This window comes from Microcoleus sp. PH2017_12_PCY_D_A (assembly GCF_020738565.1).
Lineage (GTDB): Bacteria > Cyanobacteriota > Cyanobacteriia > Cyanobacteriales > Microcoleaceae > Microcoleus.
The window spans coordinates 82,502-101,492 of sequence record NZ_JAEQCI010000018.1; the positions used below are offsets into that span (position 1 = coordinate 82,502).

Genomic DNA, 18,991 nt, shown 5'->3' on the forward strand with positions numbered 1-18,991 from the left:
TCTTGAGTGATTTTCGGCTAACATTTAGTAAGGTGCGAAGTGCGCACCCTACAGATAGTGTCTGTGCGTAAGTCTTGAGTGATTTTCGGCTAACATTTAAGATGGAACAATTAATAGGATTTAAACTAGATAAATTTCCTTTATCTCTCAGAAGCATAGTCCATTTAGAGTATTTCGACGGCCCGCTACTATCGCTTTTTGAGAATGAATACGGCGATAGCTATCTTTATTCTTGGTGCGATGTAGATAATTTGTACAATCGCTGGTTGGTTTTCAGAGTTGCACAACTAACTCTCAAGCTTTACATAGAGGGACAAGTTTCATTGCACGAGTTAATTGTAAATCCTGTGGACGGATTTCTCTATTCATTAGATATAGACAATGATTTACAGGTAAAAAACACTTATTTAATCCTGCCTGAAAATTTACCGGCAATCTACTTGCCCGAAACAGATTCCTATTACGAAATGTCTGATTTAAATCGCGAAACGGTGGCAGAAGATAAGTTATTAATTTTTCAAAAAGTTTCCGGTGAATCTCAACTTAGCAAGGTTTGAAGCTGATTAAACAACCAGATACCCGACTTCTTGAAAAAGTCGGTATCTAATAAATCGCCCCATCGTCAGCCGCGATACTGCACCCGATAAATCCGATTATTGGCTTCCTCAGTAAACAATAAACTCCCATCAGGTAAAACCAGCAAACCAACAGGCCGCCCCCAAGTTTTCGGGCCCGACGGATCTGTGAGAAAACCAGTCAGAAAATCCTCATAATAACCTTGAGGGCGTCCCGTCGCCGCATTAAAAGTCCTGCATTGCGGTTCCAACTGCCGCGAAACGCCACAAATGCTCCGTTAAAAAATCTTTTAGGAAACGTTTTCCCGTCGTAAAACTGAAGTCCCAAAGCCGCAGAATGCGCCTGAAACAACACATCTGGCATTAATGTTTTAGCTGCTAAATCAGGCCGATCGCTATTTCCATTTTTGACGTGGCGCGGGTCGAGCAAATTCGGCTTAAAATAAGCGTAAGGCCAGCCGTAAAACTCGCCTTGACGAATTCTTGTCAAGTAATCCGGCACCAAATCATCTCCCAAGCCGTCGCGCTCGTTGACTGTAGTGTAGAGTTGATTGGTTTTCGGGTGAAAATCCAATCCCACCGGATTTCGCAAACCGGAAGCAAAAGTTTGCGGGTTTGTACCGTCCAAATTCATGACTTGCACCGACGCCCTCGGCAAGGGTTCGGAATCGGCATTAGATTGGGAACCAACTGATACGAAAAGTTGGCGGTTATTTGGAGAAGCGACAACATTTCGCGTCCAGTGTTGGTTGTAGCCGCCGCCCGGTAAATCGGCAATTTTTTGACCAGTACCTGTTAATTGTTCCTGCCCTTTTGTGTAGGGAAATCGGCGGACTTCGGCGGTGTTTCCCAGGAAGAAATAGCGATCGGCAAAAGCCATACCAAAGGGAATATTTAAGCCGTTTTGGGCGCTAGCAAAAGTCATGTTCACCTCAGCAACGCCATCACCGTTGGCATCGCGCAGCAGCCTAATCCGATTCTGCCGGGTTTCTGTTACCAAAACATCCCCTGTCGGCGTCAAAGCCAGCCATCGGGGAGCATCTAAATTGTCAGCAAAAACGTTGACGACAAAGCCAGGAGGCACTTGCAGCACTGGCGATGGGGGAATCGGTACTACTTGAGGAGGTTTCGAGGCGCTTTCTGTGGCGAAAGGCCGCGGCAAAGCAGTTGCAACAATGCGGATCGGCTGCGGGGAAAGCGGTTTGGTCGGTACAATTTGAGTTGTGCGAACATTTGTCAGCGGTGCAACGGAGGGAATTTGCGACAGCGGACTTGGTGCGGGTACGGGAGTCGCTGTGGCATCGGTAGCTCGATCGCACGCAACCAGCGGTAACAGCAGAATTAGCAGCAAGAAACGCAGGTAATACATAGCAGCGATTTCTCAACAATTGCTTGACAGTTATCTTATTGTAACTGCTCTGAAAAAGCGAAGCCACCGCGCGCGCGGTGGCTTAATTCTGGTTAGAAACCTAGTTCTACCAAAGTCCTCTCACAGGAGGAGCTGGACGGGGAGCGGGCATCGGACGCGGAGCCGGAGCGGGAGCCGGACGGGGAACTGGGCGGGGAGCGGGAGCCGGACGCGGTGGCGGTTCAGGGGCCGGACGCGGTGCCGGAGCGGGGGGACGAACAACTGTGGTAGAGACTACTTTATAATCGGGGATCACGACGAGCCTTTCTACCTGATCTCCGGCTACGGTGGCTCGGACTTTCATTCCCGGTACCAGGGACGTAATTCTCAGGATACATCTTTGAATCCTGAGAGTCCTGTAGGGCCCGCTTTCTGGGCTAATTGTTACGATGTCGCCGACAATATTTTTGACAAAACCCACAAGGGTTTGAGCGTTTGCTGTTGTGGTGCTCTGCGTTTGGGCTATTTCAATTGGAGGGTTGGCCATCGCAGGATTCACTGAGACAGCCGATATTAGTACCGACAGGGTTGCACCTGTAAATAATTTGAGCTTCTGAAGACGCATTGAAACCTCACATTAACTGCTATTTAGGGTCGGGCTTGCTTCCGCTGCGCGAAAGTCCCAACCTTTAAACCTAATCCAGTTTAATCCCCGGAGTAGTAAATTTAGGACAATCTCACAAAAAGTTTATCGAACAAGTTTTGAAAGACTAAATTCTACATCATAAGTTCCCTAGTTACAAGAAGTTCAGTGCTTCGCATCTCTAGAGTGTCGGCGTGATATATTGAGTTTGTTCGATCGACCGTTTGCATTTTTTTGCGCCCCTCTAACTGTTGCGGCACGGGCGGGAAACTCTGCCAAAAGACAGATTGTGCTTGCCGGATGCAGCAGCGCCACAGTTTCAATTTGCGATCGTCAGTCTGCCACAGATAAAAAAATCCAATGAGTCGGAGGTAAAATTCAATCATTGACTTACACGATTTACCCATCAACCGGATTTGTTCGCGAAAATCTCTCGCCGAGCGCCACCGTTAGCCGTATAAAATCCCGGTTTAATTGGTATTAATGCGTAAGTTTTGTGTTGAGTTATATCATTTCCGGTCAATTACCCGCAATAAAAAATATTGTTTGTAGTGAGGACTTTAGTCCGCATCTAATTTTAAGGACTAAAGTCCTCACTACAAACCTATATTGTTTGTAGTGAGGACTTCAGTCCGCATCTAATTTTAAGGACTAAAGTCCTCACTACAAACCTATATTGTGGTAGTTAAATAAGTTATAATTTGTGTAATTGAAACTAAAAACTGAGCAGGGCATTTACACTAAAAAAGCCATCTCTAAATTTTGGCTTTTCGGTGGAGTTTGCGGATAATTAGATAAGGACATTTGTAGGAACTGCTGGTGAGGAGTTTAGCGAACAAAATAATGGTGAACAGCAAATTTTTATTTAACAACTTAATTGCGATCGGTTTGAGTGCAGCGGCGCTGTCTGTTGCCTTACAGCAGCAAGCGACTGCCGAACCTGCGGCTAATTTGAGCAATAGTGCGATCGCCCAGCGCTCAAAATCCGAGGTAAAATTGCCAAATCTCGGAGTTCCAGAATTGCCACCATTGGGCGAACCGTCTCGGTATATTCCCCAGGAACCAAACGCGCCGGAAAATGCCATTGAGGAAGTGCGTTTAGTGCTGAGATTGCGAGAACGCCGGGTCTATGTTTACCGCAAAAACAAGGTGCAAGCCAGTTTCCCGGTGGCTGTGGGAAAAGGTGGCTGGGAAACTCCTACAGGCAATTTTAAAATTACACACATGATCAAAGATCCAGTTTGGGAACACCCTTGGACTGGAGAACTTGTACCCGCAGGGCCGGATAATCCTTTGGGGAGTAGGTGGATTGGGTTTTGGACGGATGGTAAGAATGTGATTGGTTTTCATGGTACTCCGAATCCAGAGTCGATCGGGCGAGCGGCTTCTCACGGTTGTGTCAGAATGTTTGATAAAGATGCCCAAGCTTTATTTGAGAAAGTCGCAGTGGGTACGCCGGTGATAGTCGAGAAGTAATTAGGTTTGTAGTAAGGTAATTAGGTTTGTAGTGAGGACTTTAGTCCTCAGAAAAGAAAGGACTAAAGTCCTCACTACAAACCTGTAATTAGGTTTGTAGTGAGGACTTTAGTCCTCAGAAAAGAAAGGACTAAAGTCCTCACTACAAACCTGGATCGTTCAAATAGATTGCTGGTATTTTTTCAACAATTCCGGGATATAATCGTAGCCGTCAACACCGATCGCCGGAATGATATTGGGACGACTTTTAGCCAAAGACTGTTTAAAAGCTTCCGCCCCCATTTGTCCCCGCAAAATCGTCAGCAAACCAGCCGATTGACGCCATTCCATCGCCCCAATTTGTTCCAAAGTATACATTCCCAAACAGCCAGCAAATATCGCTTGTTCTAGCTCATTCAGGCTGTAATAAGCTTGAGCCAAATAAGCCAAATTCAAACCTTGCAGATATAAGTCGCCGGAAAATTGAGCAGCTTGCCAACCTTTGACCAAATACTCGATCGCACCGGCAGCATTTTCCAGAGCAATTTTAGCAATCCCGAGGCTGCTAGAGCAAAAAGCTTGACTTTGCCTGTCTCCCAATTTCTCCGATAATAACAAGCCTTGCTCCAAATAACTAATAGCACTTTCGTAAATTTCCGGTTCCACCTCCTCCAACTGCCGCGCTTGAAACACCTCGCTGTAGCCCAAATTAGCCAGGGCGTTCGCCTCACCTTGCCGCTCTCCCGCTTGCCGTGCCATAATCAAAGCCCGCTGACTGTAATTAATCGCTTCCTGATAATTTTTTTGAGCCACATAATTGCGGCTGATGTGATTGAGATTGGCAACTTCGCAAGCTTTATCTCCTTCCATGCGGGCAATTTCCAGGGATTGCTTGTGCAGCAAGATCGATCGTTCGTAGGCGCCCGCCGCCTGCATCGAATAACCCAAAAGCGTCAAAATCCGAGCCTTCGCTTGAGTACCTTCAACGCGGCGTAGCGGTTCATCTAAATAATCCAAAGTATGCCGCAAAGCTTTACCGTCAAACGAAGCAAAAATCCCGCCATAAAGCGGAAAGTATTCCCGCTGAGAAAAAGTGCGTAAAATTTGCAAAGTCACTTGAAAACAAGCATTTGCCAACTGTTCGCCGCTCTTAGTAGAATTATTAAATCCACTAGCTAGCTGACTCCAAATTACCGAAAAAGTAATGTAAGTAGAAATCGAAGCTTTTGTGGACACCTTGGAATCATAAACTTGCTTGTCAAACCACGTTACCAAAGCCCGTTGCAAACACTGCAAAATAATCGCCAATTCCAGCAATGTACCTAATTCTACATTAGATTGCTTGGCTGCAAATTCAACGATAGAATCACCCCTGGCAATAGTCTGCAAAAGAGCGTTAGCAAAGGCACTATTCACTTTTTTTGCCCAAAAAGCCCAAGGCCCATTTTGTTCGGGACTGCCGGCGAATCCTAGCTGCTGCGGCTGATAAATCCAGCCGACGAGTTCCGGTTCCAAACGCTGCCAAGATTCTAAACCTTTGGCAATCCCGGCGGTAATTTGCTGCAAATCTCGCTCGGTTTCGGGATTGGTAGTTTGCAGCATTTGTTGGTGTACGGATTTCGACAATTGCTGCAATTGATCGAGAGTCAGCGGATGTTCTTTATTGGGATCGATTATTTGGAAGATTGCCAGGAGGCGGCTGTTGGATTCGGCGGTAAGAATTTGTTGGATGGAGGATGCGATTTCGCGATCGACGCGGTTATCCTTCTGCCAGCGTTCCCATTCTCCTTGGATGGTTTTTAGCGCTCTGAGGCTGCGATTTGCCTTGGCTTGTTTGATTTCGTCTTTTTCATTTCTGAGCAGGTTGTCGGTGGCATCGAGGCGTTCGCCGAAACAGCGTTCAAAGATTTCGCCGGTGCCGGTGCCAATGTCTTGCACCAACATTTGATATACTTGTTCTTTCGAGCGAATTTGACCTTTGAGGGTGATTTCGACAATTTTATCGATCAGTGCTAGGTAGCGATCGCGCAATGAAGTAGATTCTGGCATAAGTTATTTTTAGTTAATAAGTTTTTATTGACACCGCGAGCCGTATTGCAGGCTGCTACTTAATTTTACAGATCGTCTGGGTTAATGCCCATTCCTCGCAGGCGATCGGCCAATCGATTTGCTCGATCCCTTTCTGATTCAGCCCGCTGCCTTTCTGATTCAGCTTGCTGTCTTTCAATTTCAGCTTGCTGCCTTTCAAATTCAGCTCGTTGACTTTCCAATTGAGCTCGCTGTCTTTCAAATTCTTCAGGAGTCGGAACTAAATTCCCATTAATATCATACCAGCGCAGCCACAACCTTTCATTTTGCAGGAAAGCACCTTGCCACAAACCTAAACTTAACTGGATTTCCGGTATCCAAAATCGCGAACCTGTTAACACTTGTTCGCGGTAACGGTTGCCAATCAAGCGAAAAACTCTCAATTGATTGTTATATTTACTAAACACAAAGTAATAAGGAATCTTCAAAATCCTCTCGTAAACCTGCCACTTAGTCGGAGGTTTGTTTGGTTCCGATTCTGTGAAACCTAAATCTTCATCCTCCGTACCTGGTGACAGAAATTCTATCGCAATTAAAGGACTTACCACCTCATCCCAAATCACGTAACTTTGGCGCAAGTCTCTGTCTTGGTAAAATCTCGAAACGCCTACAACTAAATACCAATCGGGTCTTTTATACCAATTGAGGTGGTTGGAGTCGTAGTATAGATTCAGATCGCTGGCAGAGAATACGCGATCGGCTGGATAATTAGGGGGAATGCAGCTATCGCACAAAACTTGTGCTTGCAAGCGGTGATATTCGTCAGGCAAACCAGGCTCCTCCGGGTCTTCACTGGGTAGATCGTACATCGTCGGTAGCACTTTTGCTTGGGAAGGCTGCGGGTCGTGTTTGTATGCAGTCATAAGATTACCCGGGCGAGACGGCTTGAGGAGGTTGAGGCGGTACGGTAATGGAGACATTATAGCGCGCTGCGATTTCTTTTGGCAGAAAATCGGTATCCTTTGCACCGGGAATCTTGGCCAAATAACAATCACGAACTGCTAACATAAAACCTTTAATTGCCTCGGGCGAATTTTGAAAGTCTGCATCTATTAGAAAATCGCGCCACTTGCTTTCATCTTCACCATAAATATCGACTAAATGCAATCCTGCTAAATACTCGGCTACGGGGTCAAGTACAAAGCGGATATTCTCTTGGCTGGGAAGGTTCGTTTGGATGAGGTGGAGTTTTTCTTCGAGATAGTTGAGGCGTTGTTCTGCATTTTGTGAATTTAAGACAGATAGCACATTGATGGCATGTTAGTTTCAGGCATTCCCAAGCCAGCAATTGAGCATCTTCATAAACGGTGCGATTTGTCAATTTATGCTCTGCCACATCCCGGTTGAGTTGCTTCAGGTACTCCAGCATCAAATCTGGTATGTTTTGAGGTAAATATTGATCTTTGACTCCTTCCATTTTAGCGATTAATACATCTGCATACAGTTTGGCAAACAATACAGTTGTACTTCTGCCTTGAATTCTGATTTCTTCTAAAAGTTTAGCCAAATCGCCGCAGACATAATGAAATTGCGAACCGTTGAAAAGATTCAGTTTACCTAGCTTATCCAAGTATTTTTCCATAAAAGCTGATAGCTCAGAACCTTCTATTCGCAGCGGGTGAATCGTTGTTTTGGGGACGTTACGCATTGTTGAATCTAGTCGCGAAGTCACAACCAAAGCATTGACGGGAAAATCGGGAGAATTAGGGTTGATTTCCTTTTGAGTTGCTTCTGCCATTTCTGAAAAATGGTCGGTAATTACCAGGATACGGCGCTGTTGCAGCAAGTGTTGCAGCAGTTCTCGATCGATGGGGGTAGGATGGTTGCTGATAGATTTTAGCTGACCGCTTATGGCTTCCAAGAACGGATGTTTGGCTGCGAGGAATTCACTTTCTAGTTCTTCGATCAGAATTGGAATCATCAGGTGTTTGCAGAGGCGTTTGGTTTTATCTGCTGCCATTGCCCTATCTGCAATTTGACAAGCGATGCTAGTTTTGCCGATGCCGCCTTCACCCCATATCAGCAGGCAAAATCGCTTTTTGGTGAAAATTGATTGCAAATCTTCGCCCCTGAGTTGAGGTACTTTTTTGTCATCTAATTCAAAAGCAACTGGGATGTAAGTAGCGCGGCTTTTGACTGTTGGGTTTTGGAAAAATTGTTCGCGGACTGTTTTGATGTGGGCCCAAACCCAGGCATCTAGAACTCTGGGACGGTAAAGAAAAAAACTGAAAAAGGTAAGGTCGCGAATTCGCACCGGAGCACCGCCCAATGTTTCAGGTAGTTTGAATTCATAGGGTTTGAGTGCATCGTTGATTCGCAGCAGCCATAGGGGACGCAGCCGCAGGATTGCGAACCAAAGGGAGGGGAAGAAGATTAGATAAATTATTGCTGCTGTTACCCATTGATTCTGGCCAATTAATTTGAATAACTTGGCGTTTTGTTCGGCCTTGAGAACATTGAGGTATACACGGAGATTTGCGATCGTCGATCGTGAGAAATCAGCTTTAGGTTCTGCCACAATTTTCAAGGCTGATTCTAAGTTTGATACAGCCTGATTTAACTCCTGTGAAGTTAGCATCTTTGCTTTTTCTTGAAGGCTAAGAGCAATATTCACCAAGGCATCGGCGGTACTACTACGCACATTTGAATCGGAGTCTTTCAGCAGGGGAATTAGCTGCGACACAGCAGTTTTAGATTCTGCACCGATACTCCCCAAAGCAGAGGCTGCACCATAACGCACAGTCAGATCGGAGTCTTTAAGCAAGGGAATTAGCTGCGGCACAGCAGCTTTAGATTCTGCACCGATTCTCCCCAAAGCATAGGCTGTAGTGCTACGCACATTTGCATCGGAGTCTTTAAGCAGGAGAATTAGTTGTGGCACAGCAGTTTTAGCTTTTGCACCGATAATCCCCAAAGCAGAGGCTGTACTGCTACGCACATTTGCATCGGAGTCTTGAAGTAGGGGAATTAGCAGGGGAATTAGCTGCGGCACAGCAGCTTTAGCTTCTGCACCGATACTCCCCAAAGCAGAGGTTGTACTGCTACGCACATTTGCATCGGAGTCTTGAAGTAGAGGAATTAGTTGTGGCACAGCAGTTTTAAATTCTGCACCGATACTCCCCAAGGCATAGGCTGTACTGCTACGCACATTTGCATCGGAGTCTTGAAGTAGAGGAATTAGCTGCGGCACAGCAGTTTTAGCTTCTGCACCGATAATCCCCAAAGCAGAGGCTGTACTGCTACGCACATTTGCATCGGAGTCTTTAAGCAGGGGAATTAGCAGGGGAATTAGCTGCGGCACAGCAGCTTTAGCTTCTGCACCGATTCTCCCCAAGGCAAAGGCTGCACTGCTACGCACCTCTGCATCGGAGTCTTTCAGCAGGACGGAGTCTTTCAGCAGGAGAATTAGTTGTGGCACAGCAGTTTTAGCTTCTGCCCGCATACTCCCCAAAACAGAGGCTGCACTGCTACGCACATCTGCATCGGAGTTTTTAAGCAGGGGAATTAGCTGCGGCACAGCAGCTTTAGCTTCTGATGGCGTTCCATACTGATACCACTGATACCAGCGATCGCTAATTGTTTCTAGCACAGCAGCAGCGCGGCGACGTACCCGCACATCTGAGTCTTTCAAGGCTTTGACAAGGGCTGGAATAGCAGGAACATCAATTTTTTCGAGAACCTTAGCAGCACTCTGGCGGACTTGCAAATTCTCATCCTGCAAAGCTTCAATCAAAGCAGGGATAGCTGGTTCACCTATTTTTCCTAACTTCTCAATAGCTGCATCAAGTTCCCTTTCATCGTTAGTCTTTAACTTCTCAATGAGGGAGGCAATCTCTTTGGGATTAGCCTTGGATGCGCGCAGGTTTTCAGCAGCAGCATTGCGAATCAACAGCAAAGGGGATGTGAAAGATAGAAACGAGAGGGCAATTACGGCAACTAATCTTTGTCGGTAGTGCTTCGTCATGGGCCAGAATCCTTGTATTTGATGAGCTGCCTCAGTCATTTGAATTATTGTATCTACATTCTCATCAAATTGGTTTTCTGAATCCGGGCGATCTAAATTTGTGCTTGTCAGCGGTGAAATCGATCGCCCTAAATCCTGCTTAAAAAGCGGGATTTTAACAACATTCCGGTTTGTCCATTAAAAAACAATTTTTTACGTGTAACTCTTGCTCGGAATTTGAATATATGAATCCGGCATTTCATGCTGCTGGTGAATAGCAAAGAAACAGCGCTCAATTTCTTTAAGAACTGCTGCATCATAATAAATCATGCCACAATCCAGACAAATCTCAACAGGCGTGTTAGGAACTAGCAAGTATTTACCTTGATAACTGTAAAGGTAATTGATTTTACGTTCCTCATAGCGGTTGCTATCACAGGTATTGCATCGAATTTCTCGCATGGGTCTATCCTCTAGTTCTAGGGTTAATAAAATTTGGGAGACTGGGAATATATACAGTTATAATTGCTACTCTTTCACCGCGCCAACCACAGACTATATGAATAGGAATCTCACCTGCATAACCTAATATTAGACAACTTTCACCTCGACCAGTGTTAGGATATTGCTCAAGAATCTCTCCGTTGAGTAAAGCTTCCTCAACCTGAGTAAAGGTTAAGCCATCAGCCTGACGCTCGATATCTCCATGAGCTGTGTAAACATACAGATTTTGGCGAATTCTTGCTTGAATTTCCTCTGCTTTCATTTGCCAGCTTCCACCAATAGAGGTTCGATACGCTCGTGACTAACCAGTCGGTGAGCATAAACTAGACAAGCCTGAATATCTTCTCTTTCTAGCCAAGGATAGCCTTCTAAAATAATTTCTGGAGTGTCGCCAGCGGCTAACATTCCTAGAATATGCTCAACTGCCAGACGGCGACCCCGAATAATCGGTTTTCCGTTAAATATTTGGGGATTTACTGTGATTCGTTCTAAGAGTTTTTGAGCATCCATAATTTGAGGCATAATTAGATATCTTATATTCTATCATTTGTTTATGATTTCCGAACCACTTACCCTCTCAAAAAGCAGTCCCGTCTTAGAAGCCCAAGGATTAACTCGCCGCTTTGGCGGTTTAGTTGCTGTGAACGACGTATCTTTCACAGTTCAAAAACACGAGATTTTTGGATTGATCGGCCCTAACGGCGCTGGCAAGACCACCCTATTTAATGTAATGACTGGACTGATACCTGCTTCTAGTGGCAATCTGATTTATCAAGACGAAAATATTTCTAAATTGCGGCCTTATCAAATTGCGAATAAAGGTATGGCGCGCACTTTTCAAAATATTAGGTTGTTTGGGGAACTTTCGGTGTTGGAGAATGTGGCGATCGCCCGACACATCCACAGCCGATCGCAAAATCCAGTATTATCGCTACTATCGGGGATTTTCGGCTTACCAGAATCTAACGCAATGGAACGCAAAACCCAGCGGAAAGCCCTGGAATTCTTGGATTTGGTCGGTTTGGGCGATCGCGCGCAGGAACAAGCCAAAAACCTGCCCTACGGCGATCAGAGGCGCTTAGAAATCGCCCGCGCCTTAGCCCTAGAACCGACAATCTTGCTGCTAGATGAACCAGCGGCGGGGATGAATCCTGCGGAAAAGCACAAGTTGAGTGAATTTATCCGGGAAGTGCGCGCACAATTCAATTTAACTGTAATATTGATCGAGCATCACGTACCGCTGGTGATGGGATTGTGCGATCGCATTGCTGTGCTACATTTTGGTCAGCTAATTGCCTTGGGTGAACCTGCGATTGTTAGGAATAATCCTGCTGTAATTGAGGCTTATTTGGGAGATTAAAAATAAATAAAATTGATGGCAAATCTGGCGATTGGAAGGTTGCAAAATAACCCGGCAATTGGAAATCGCGTCTACAAAAACAATGTCCGCCTCCGCGGAATAAGAGTTAGAGTTACATTCTTTTTGTAAGATAAGCGGGCGATTGAAATCGCGCCTATACATACGATGTCCGCCTGCGCGGACTAAGAGTTAAATCCCACATAAGCCGGCGATTGAAATCGCGTCTATACATACGATGTCCGCCTCTGCAGACTAAGAGTTAGAGTGATATCTTACAGTCCTCTTTAGAGGACTTTAGCTATGAGACAGGGGTTTTTAACCCCTGGCGGACTGCTGGAAAAACGAGAAAGTTTATTGCGCCTCACAATAAAATTTATAAAACAAAAAAGATGCACAATATCCAACCCAAAACAAAAGAAAACATCCTCTTAGAACTCAAAAACCTCTGTGTAAATTACGGAGGAATTCAAGCCCTGCAAAATATCAACTTAATCATAAATGCGGGCGAAGTTGTCAGTCTCATCGGGGCTAACGGTGCGGGAAAAAGTACCACCCTCAGAGCAATTTCTAAAATAGTTAATTTCCGGGAAGGACAAATCATCTACAGCGGGCGCGATATTAGCCGCCGCCAAGCTCACGAAGTGGTAAAATTGGGAATCGCCCACAGTCCAGAAGGGCGAAGGGTTTTGGCGCAGCAGACGGTGTTGACAAACTTGGAATTGGGTGCTTATATTCGATCGGACTTCGCAGCCATCAAAACCGATTTAAGTCGCCAATTCGAGATATTTCCGCGCCTTGCCGAAAGGCGGACTCAACTGGCGGGAACCCTTAGTGGCGGGGAACAGCAAATGCTGGCGATCGCCCGCGCGCTCATGAGCCGCCCGAAACTGCTATTATTAGACGAACCTAGTTTAGGCTTAGCACCCGCGATCGTCAAAGAAATTTTTGCAATAATCCAAAACCTGCGCTCTACGGGCGTTACAATCTTGTTAGTCGAACAAAACGCGAATTTAGCACTCCAAATTGCCGATCGGGCTTACGTACTAGAAGCTGGTAACATTACCATCACAGGCATAGCATCAGATTTACTCAACAACGAACAAGTAAAGAAAGCATACTTAGGTTAATTCCGACATTTTTGGGTTCGTAGTGAGGACTTCAGTCCTCTTCATGAATCCCAAAAATCAGAGGACTCAAGTCCTCACTACAAACTTAACTACAAACTTATTATAGAGGATAATTTAATGCACAAAATAGCCGCTACGCCCGGAGGTTGGAACCCTCAAGCAGAAGGAGTAATTTTTATTCAGCAAACCCCAGCACCAATCGTGTTTATTAGTGCTGCTGACACTGACATTCAAACACTCGCGGCCGCCGCATCCAAAATGCCCGCAGAATTTCCCAAAGTGCGGGCCGTAAATCTGCTTCAATTGCAGCAACAATTAACCATTGACACCTACGCCGAGGAAATTTTAGAACGCGCGGAGGTGATAATCTTAAGGCTGTTAGGCGGGCGTTCTTATTGGTCTTACGGGTTAGAAGTTCTGCGGGAAACGGTGCAGAAAACTAATGCAGCATTGATTGTGATGCCGGGTGAAGATAGTCCAGATCCGGATTTAATTAGTCATTCTAATGTATCGCTGTCAGTGGTAAATCAACTGTGGCGCTATTTCACAGAAGGCGGAGTCCAGAATTTTGTTAATGCACTTAAGTTTGCCGCCGATACTTGTTTGAAAACTGCTTACAATCCGCCTCTTCCTCAAACAGTTTCTCGGGTGGGAATTTATGATTGGGGCGGGCGCCCGGGGGCGTGTTTTCAAACTGTACAACCAGATTCCGATCCCCCTAAATTCCCCCTAATAAGACCAACTTTGACAACTTCTTGCTCCCCCCTTGTTAAGGGGGGCTGGGGGGGATCTCCGGGTTGGGAAACAGATGCTAAAGGGTACGAAGAGGGCGGGCACGCACCATCCACCGCCCCTACGGTCGGGATTTTATTTTATCGCGCTCATTACTTATCAGGAAATTTAGCGCCGATCGATGCACTTTGTCAAGCTTTAGTAGAGCGAAATTTGGTACCAGTTCCCGTCTTTGTATCTTCCCTGCGAGAACCGGATTTGCAAGTGGAATTGCTGGATTTTTTTAAACCCAAAGACTCCGAACCAATTCAATTACTCATTAATACAACAAGTTTTGCAGTCTCGGGTTTCAACAATCTCGAACCGGAACAAAATAGCTTTAAATCCTTAGATGTTCCTATCTTGCAAGCAATCTTCAGCGGTGGCGGTTTGGAACAGTGGGAAACTGAATTGCAAGGACTTTCGCCCCGCGATGTGGCGATGAATGTGGCATTACCTGAAGTAGATGGTAAAATCATTACTCGGGCTGTTTCTTTTAAAGCTGTACAGACTTGGAACAGCGAATTAGAAACAGATGTGGTAGGATATGTCGCAGCGGACGATCGCATTTCATTCGTAGCAGACTTAACGGCGAATTGGGTGAAAATGAAACAAACCCCCGCCGCCAACAGACGCATCGCCATCATTCTCGCAAACTATCCCACCCGCAACGCCCGTTTAGCTAACGGCGTCGGCTTGGATACGCCCGCTAGTTGTGTGGAAATCCTCAAGGCTATGCAGGAAGCCGGTTATCAAGTTGAAAACATCCCTGCTAGCGGTAATGAGTTAATTGAACTTCTGACTTCTGGCGTGACAAATGACCCGGAAGGACGCGAATTGCAGCCTGTAAATCAATATTTGGATTTGGCGGAATATAAAGAATATTTTACTACTTTGCCGCAGGAAGTACAGGATGGAATTTGTAATAGATGGGGGTTGGCGACTGGGGAAGGAAGGACTGAAGTCCTTACTACGAACCTGGGAAGGACTGAAGTCCTTACTACGAACCTGGGAAGGACTGAAGTCCTTACTACGAACCTGGGAAGGACTCGAACCTGGATGCGAAACTGTTTCCGATTCCGGGGATTCAATTCGGCAATGTATTTGTGGGAATTCAACCATCGCGCGGATATGAAATTGACCCGAGTTTGAACTATCACGCGCCTGATTTGGAACCTACCCACAATTATCTCGCTTACTATTATTGGCTGCGCGAAAAGTTGGGAATTGATGCGATTATTCATGCGGGAAAACACGGTAATTTAGAATGGCTTCCCGGTAAAAGTGTTGCATTGTCTAATAAATGTTATCCCGAAGTGGCATTGGGCGCGCTGCCGAATTTCTATCCGTTTATTGTCAACGATCCGGGGGAGGGTTCCCAGGCAAAAAGACGATCGCAAGCCGTGATAATCGACCACCTCACCCCGCCGATGACTCGCGCCGAACTTTACGGGCCTTTGCAGCAATTGGAAGCCTTAATCGACGAATATTGCGAAGCCCAAAGCTTAGATCCGTCTAGATTACCGATGATTCGCGATCGCATTGTAGCCCTCACCAACCAAGAAAATCTAGATAAAGACTTAGGAATCCAACTCAATAAATCTGAGTTTACCGAGTTTATCACCCGCACCGACGGTTATCTTTGCGAACTCAAAGAGTCCCAAATCCGCGACGGATTGCATATTTTCGGGCAATGTCCCCAAGGTAGACAGTTGCGAGATTTGATAATTGCGATCGCCCGCCATCCTAGCACAAATCGTTCCGGCTTAACCCGCGCCCTCGCCCAAGACTTAAATCTAGATTTCGATCCCTTAACCACCGCAGGCGATTTAACCGCCGAATTAGAAGAAAAAGCCGCTGAATTAGTAGATGATTTAATCAAAAACATCCGCGTCGATCCGCGTTCATCTGCGCTTAAAATAGGAGAAGCAACCCAACAAGAATTAGACTGGATAGAAAACTATCTTTTACCTTCACTCCTCCAAACAAACCAAGAAATTACCAACTTGTTACGCGGCTTAGATGGACGACACATCCCCAGCGGTGCATCCGGCGCACCCACCCGCGGCAGACCAGATGTATTGCCCACAGGCCGCAATTTTTACTCGGTAGATATCCGCGCTATTCCCACAGAAACTGCTTGGAGAGTTGGCAGAGTTGCGGCCGAAACTTTAATCGAAAGATACACTCAAGAAAATGGCGAATATCCCAAAACTTTGGGTTTGTCTGTGTGGGGAACATCGACAATGCGGACGGGGGGAGACGACATCGCGGAAGCCTTAGCATTAATCGGAGTTCAACCAATCTGGGATGGGCCTTCGCGCCGAGTTGTAGATTTTGAAATCTTGCCTGTTTCTGTTTTGGGGCGGCCGCGCGTTGATGTTACTTTGCGGATTTCTGGCTTTTTCCGCGATGCTTTTTTTAATTTAATTGATTTGTTTGACTCGGCTGTCAAAGCTGTCGCAGATTTAGATGAACCTGCGGAAGACAATCCTTTAGCAGCACAAGTTCAACAAGAGATTTTGGATTGGGAATCGGCTGGTTTGAGTCGGGAAGATGCCCAAGTGCGATCGCAATTTCGAGTCTTTGGTTCTAAGCCTGGGGCTTACGGCGCCGGACTTCAAGGCATAATTGAAGCTCAAAACTGGACAGACGACAGCGATTTAGCAACAGCTTACATTAATTGGAGCAGTTACGCCTATACAAGCACCTCTACCCCCCCAACCCCCCCTTGTAAAGGGGGGGCTAATTCCCTTACCCCACCTTTAGAAGGGGGGGCTAAATCTACTTCTTGTCCCCCCCCTTTACAAGGGGGGGTTAGGGGGGGTGAATGGGGATGTTGTGCACCGGAAGCATTTACACAGCGCCTCAGCCAAATGCAAATAGTTCTGCAAAATCAAGACAACCGCGAACACGATATCCTCGACTCCGACGATTATTATCAATTCCAAGGCGGAATGACTGCGGCAATTCGCAATTTGCAAGGCAAAAATCCTGAAACTTATTTCGGAGATAACTCGATTCCCGAGAATCCGAAAGTGCGGCAACTCAAAGAAGAAATTGCGCGGGTTTATCGCAGCAGGGCGGTTAATCCGAAATGGATTGCAGGGGCGATGCGCCACGGTTATAAAGGTGCTTTTGAAATTGCCGCCACGGTGGATTTTTTGTTTGCTTACGATGCTACGGCGAATTGTGTTGAAGATTTTATGTATGAAGGAATTGCACAGGCTTACATTTTTGATGAAAAAGTGCAGGGATTTATCCAGGAAAATAATCCTTGGGCGCTGCGGGATATGGCGGAAAGATTGTTAGAAGCTCGCCAGCGGGGATTGTGGGAGAGCGCCGATCGCGATACTCTTGATAAATTGCGATCGATCGCCCTGGAAGCCGAAGCAGTCATCGAATCCAAATAATTTTTTAACAGGGCTTACGCCCAGAGACTCTAGTTAACCGGATTTGTTCACCTATAGGCATCACTGTAATAGCATATTTTTGCAAAAAATCCGGTTTCAAATGAATCCTATTTAACTAATATTGTTTAAGTAATCGTCACAAATCCCGATTTATTGACCGTATTGTTAAAAAAAATTACAAGTTATGACCGTTCATTTGGATAGCTGCTATATTTTAAACTTCTTGAATTGGACTCCAAAACATGAAAATTCAAAAAGAATGGCAAATATTTTCTATTTTTCTCAGCTTGTTTGCTATCCTGACAAGGCCGGCAGCAACAAATAATGATGCTTCCAGGCTAGCAACGATCGAATCCCTGGTTGACTTTCAAACCTTCATTATTGACAACTCCCGATTCATCTGGACTGTAGATAAATACTTTTACCAAGGACATTTTTATTCTGATAAGCCTCCTATTCTATCGATATATAGTTCATTTTTTTACGCTGTACTGAAAACAGTTGGAATTTCGTTCACAAGTCAATTTATGCTGGCTATCTCTCTACTGACAATTTTAGTAGTAGGGGCGTCAACAGCCATTGGCATTGTTTATTTATACAAAACTCTCAAATTTTTAGAAATTGAACAAAACTGGATAAATATATTGTTAATACTCGTTGGTACAGGGACTTTACTCCTACCTTACTCAACGGTATTTAGCAATCATGTTGTTAGTGCAAGTCTGCTGATGGGAGGTTTCTACTATTTACTGAGAGTCAAAGAAGGTGTGAAATATTCCCTGCTTTCAGGTATGTTAATTTCCCTGGCAGGCAGCATCGATATAGCTGTCTTTATTTTTATCCCTTTTGTTGCGATCGATTTTTTCAATAAACCTCTAAAATCAAAGATTGTTTTTGCTCTAGCTTGCGCTTTAGTGCTGGTTATTTACTTTAAATTAAATGTTTATACGTCGGGTAGCCTGCTGCCACCTTCGATGAACAAACCTTTGTGGGATTATCCTGATTCACAATTTGATTCAAGTAACCTTTCTGGTTTAGCATTTCACCCCACTCTTTCGAGCCTACTTAATTATGCCTTTCACATGATAATAGGCAATCGCGGGTTGATTTCTTATACTCCTATATTAGGATTTTCAATCTTTGGATTCATTAAGATTTTAAGCGACCGACAATTTAAATATCGCCAAGAGTATCTCCTAATTCTTTTAGCATCAGGCGCCTATGTTATGATGTATATTTTTCGGAGTAACAATTATAGCGGCTACTCTTACGGAGTCAGATGGTATGCTAATATAATGTTTCTGTTTTGCCTACCGCTGGCACATATTAGCAATGAGGTGAAAAAAATTAAGAAGGTGAGGCAAGTTTTTATAATTATAGGTTGTCTGTCGATCTTCATCTCTTTTGTAGGGGTAATACATCCTTGGGTTCCAGTAGATGAAGCGCATCCAAGTTCGTTATTAAATGCTTTTGGATATATTTTTCAGCCAATAAATACTCAAATTTATAACAACAGTGCGGCGATGCGCCTTTCATTTTCGTACTCTTTATTGTTCGTTCTAAAGCAGTTCAGGGTGATTTTAATAGCAGCAATCGCTGGTTTGTCGTGCTATCTATTTGTGAACCGCGTCAAGCAATTTGTAGCCAATAAACCCCCAGCTTAAGGGTCGATTATATTAAAGATAGGTCGATCGCCCTGGAAGCCGAAGCAGTCATCGAATCCCGCACAGAAATACGCCATTAACATCAGCAGCCCGTTTGCGG

15 protein-coding genes and 1 pseudogene are annotated in these 18,991 nt (G+C 45.2%); 6 read left to right on the forward strand and 10 right to left on the reverse strand.

Annotated elements, in window-relative coordinates; genetic code table 11:
- The first annotated feature begins 101 nt into the window (after positions 1-101).
- Positions 102-557, forward strand: a complete 456-nt coding sequence (locus JGK39_RS04295; RefSeq protein WP_293257369.1) for a DUF6575 domain-containing protein — start codon at positions 102-104, stop codon at positions 555-557.
- A gap of 199 nt (positions 558-756) precedes the next feature.
- Here JGK39_RS04295 and JGK39_RS04300 read toward each other — a convergent pair whose 3' ends face one another.
- The 3 genes from JGK39_RS04300 to JGK39_RS04310 all read right to left on the reverse strand — a co-directional run bounded on the left by JGK39_RS04300 (position 757) and on the right by JGK39_RS04310 (position 2,952).
- Positions 757-1,944 (reverse strand): PQQ-dependent sugar dehydrogenase, encoded by a 1,188-nt coding sequence (locus JGK39_RS04300; RefSeq protein ID WP_366515969.1) that lies wholly within the window; start codon positions 1,942-1,944, stop codon positions 757-759.
- A gap of 106 nt (positions 1,945-2,050) precedes the next feature.
- Entirely contained in the window at positions 2,051-2,548 is a 498-nt protein-coding gene (locus JGK39_RS04305; protein ID WP_293257375.1) for an autotransporter, read from the reverse strand.
- A gap of 152 nt (positions 2,549-2,700) precedes the next feature.
- The gene (locus JGK39_RS04310; protein WP_293257378.1) at positions 2,701-2,952 is read right to left on the reverse strand and encodes a hypothetical protein; all 252 of its coding nucleotides are present in this window, start codon (positions 2,950-2,952) and stop codon (positions 2,701-2,703) included.
- Positions 2,953-3,409: 457 nt separating this feature from the next.
- Here JGK39_RS04310 and JGK39_RS04315 point away from each other — a divergent pair, with 457 nt between their 5' ends.
- Positions 3,410-4,042, forward strand: coding sequence for a L,D-transpeptidase (locus tag JGK39_RS04315; RefSeq protein ID WP_293257381.1), 633 nt, complete (start codon positions 3,410-3,412; stop codon positions 4,040-4,042).
- A gap of 159 nt (positions 4,043-4,201) precedes the next feature.
- On the opposite strand, the gene JGK39_RS04320 is transcribed toward JGK39_RS04315, so the two are convergent.
- The 7 genes from JGK39_RS04320 to JGK39_RS04350 form a co-directional block, all read right to left on the reverse strand.
- Positions 4,202-6,070, reverse strand: coding sequence for a tetratricopeptide repeat protein (locus tag JGK39_RS04320; protein WP_293257384.1), 1,869 nt, complete (start codon positions 6,068-6,070; stop codon positions 4,202-4,204).
- A gap of 65 nt (positions 6,071-6,135) precedes the next feature.
- Complete coding sequence (locus JGK39_RS04325) at positions 6,136-6,972, reverse strand: Uma2 family endonuclease (RefSeq protein WP_293257387.1); 837 nt, start codon at positions 6,970-6,972, stop codon at positions 6,136-6,138.
- Positions 6,973-6,976: 4 nt separating this feature from the next.
- Positions 6,977-7,357 (reverse strand): hypothetical protein, encoded by a 381-nt coding sequence (locus tag JGK39_RS04330; RefSeq protein ID WP_293322015.1) that lies wholly within the window; start codon positions 7,355-7,357, stop codon positions 6,977-6,979.
- A complete protein-coding gene (locus tag JGK39_RS04335; protein WP_293322008.1) occupies positions 7,242-10,112 on the reverse strand; it encodes a HEAT repeat domain-containing protein in 2,871 nt (956 codons plus the stop codon). Before JGK39_RS04335 ends, JGK39_RS04330 begins: the two co-directional genes overlap by 116 nt.
- Before the next feature lie 153 nt (positions 10,113-10,265).
- Positions 10,266-10,514 (reverse strand): type II toxin-antitoxin system MqsA family antitoxin, encoded by a 249-nt coding sequence (locus JGK39_RS04340; protein WP_293295515.1) that lies wholly within the window; start codon positions 10,512-10,514, stop codon positions 10,266-10,268.
- A gap of 4 nt (positions 10,515-10,518) precedes the next feature.
- Positions 10,519-10,818 (reverse strand): DUF4258 domain-containing protein, encoded by a 300-nt coding sequence (locus JGK39_RS04345; RefSeq protein WP_293295513.1) that lies wholly within the window; start codon positions 10,816-10,818, stop codon positions 10,519-10,521.
- Positions 10,815-11,078, reverse strand: coding sequence for a DUF433 domain-containing protein (locus JGK39_RS04350; RefSeq protein ID WP_293295511.1), 264 nt, complete (start codon positions 11,076-11,078; stop codon positions 10,815-10,817). The genes JGK39_RS04345 and JGK39_RS04350 overlap by 4 nt, the downstream gene beginning before the upstream one ends.
- 31 nt (positions 11,079-11,109) lie before the next feature.
- On the opposite strand from JGK39_RS04350, the gene JGK39_RS04355 reads away from it, so the two are divergent.
- The 4 genes and pseudogenes from JGK39_RS04355 to JGK39_RS04370 all read left to right on the forward strand — a co-directional run bounded on the left by JGK39_RS04355 (position 11,110) and on the right by JGK39_RS04370 (position 18,891).
- A complete protein-coding gene (locus tag JGK39_RS04355) occupies positions 11,110-11,916 on the forward strand; it encodes an ABC transporter ATP-binding protein (protein WP_293295509.1) in 807 nt (268 codons plus the stop codon).
- A 389-nt stretch (positions 11,917-12,305) separates the two neighbouring features.
- Positions 12,306-13,043 carry an ABC transporter ATP-binding protein gene (locus JGK39_RS04360; RefSeq protein WP_293257405.1) on the forward strand — a complete coding sequence of 246 codons (738 nt, stop codon included), beginning with the start codon at positions 12,306-12,308 and terminating at the stop codon, positions 13,041-13,043.
- 117 nt (positions 13,044-13,160) lie between these two features.
- Positions 13,161-17,224: pseudogene (locus JGK39_RS04365) on the forward strand (cobaltochelatase subunit CobN); the annotation flags it as partial.
- Between the two features lie 245 nt (positions 17,225-17,469).
- Entirely contained in the window at positions 17,470-18,891 is a 1,422-nt protein-coding gene (locus JGK39_RS04370; protein ID WP_293295505.1) for a hypothetical protein, read from the forward strand.
- Positions 18,892-18,991: the final 100 nt, after the last annotated feature.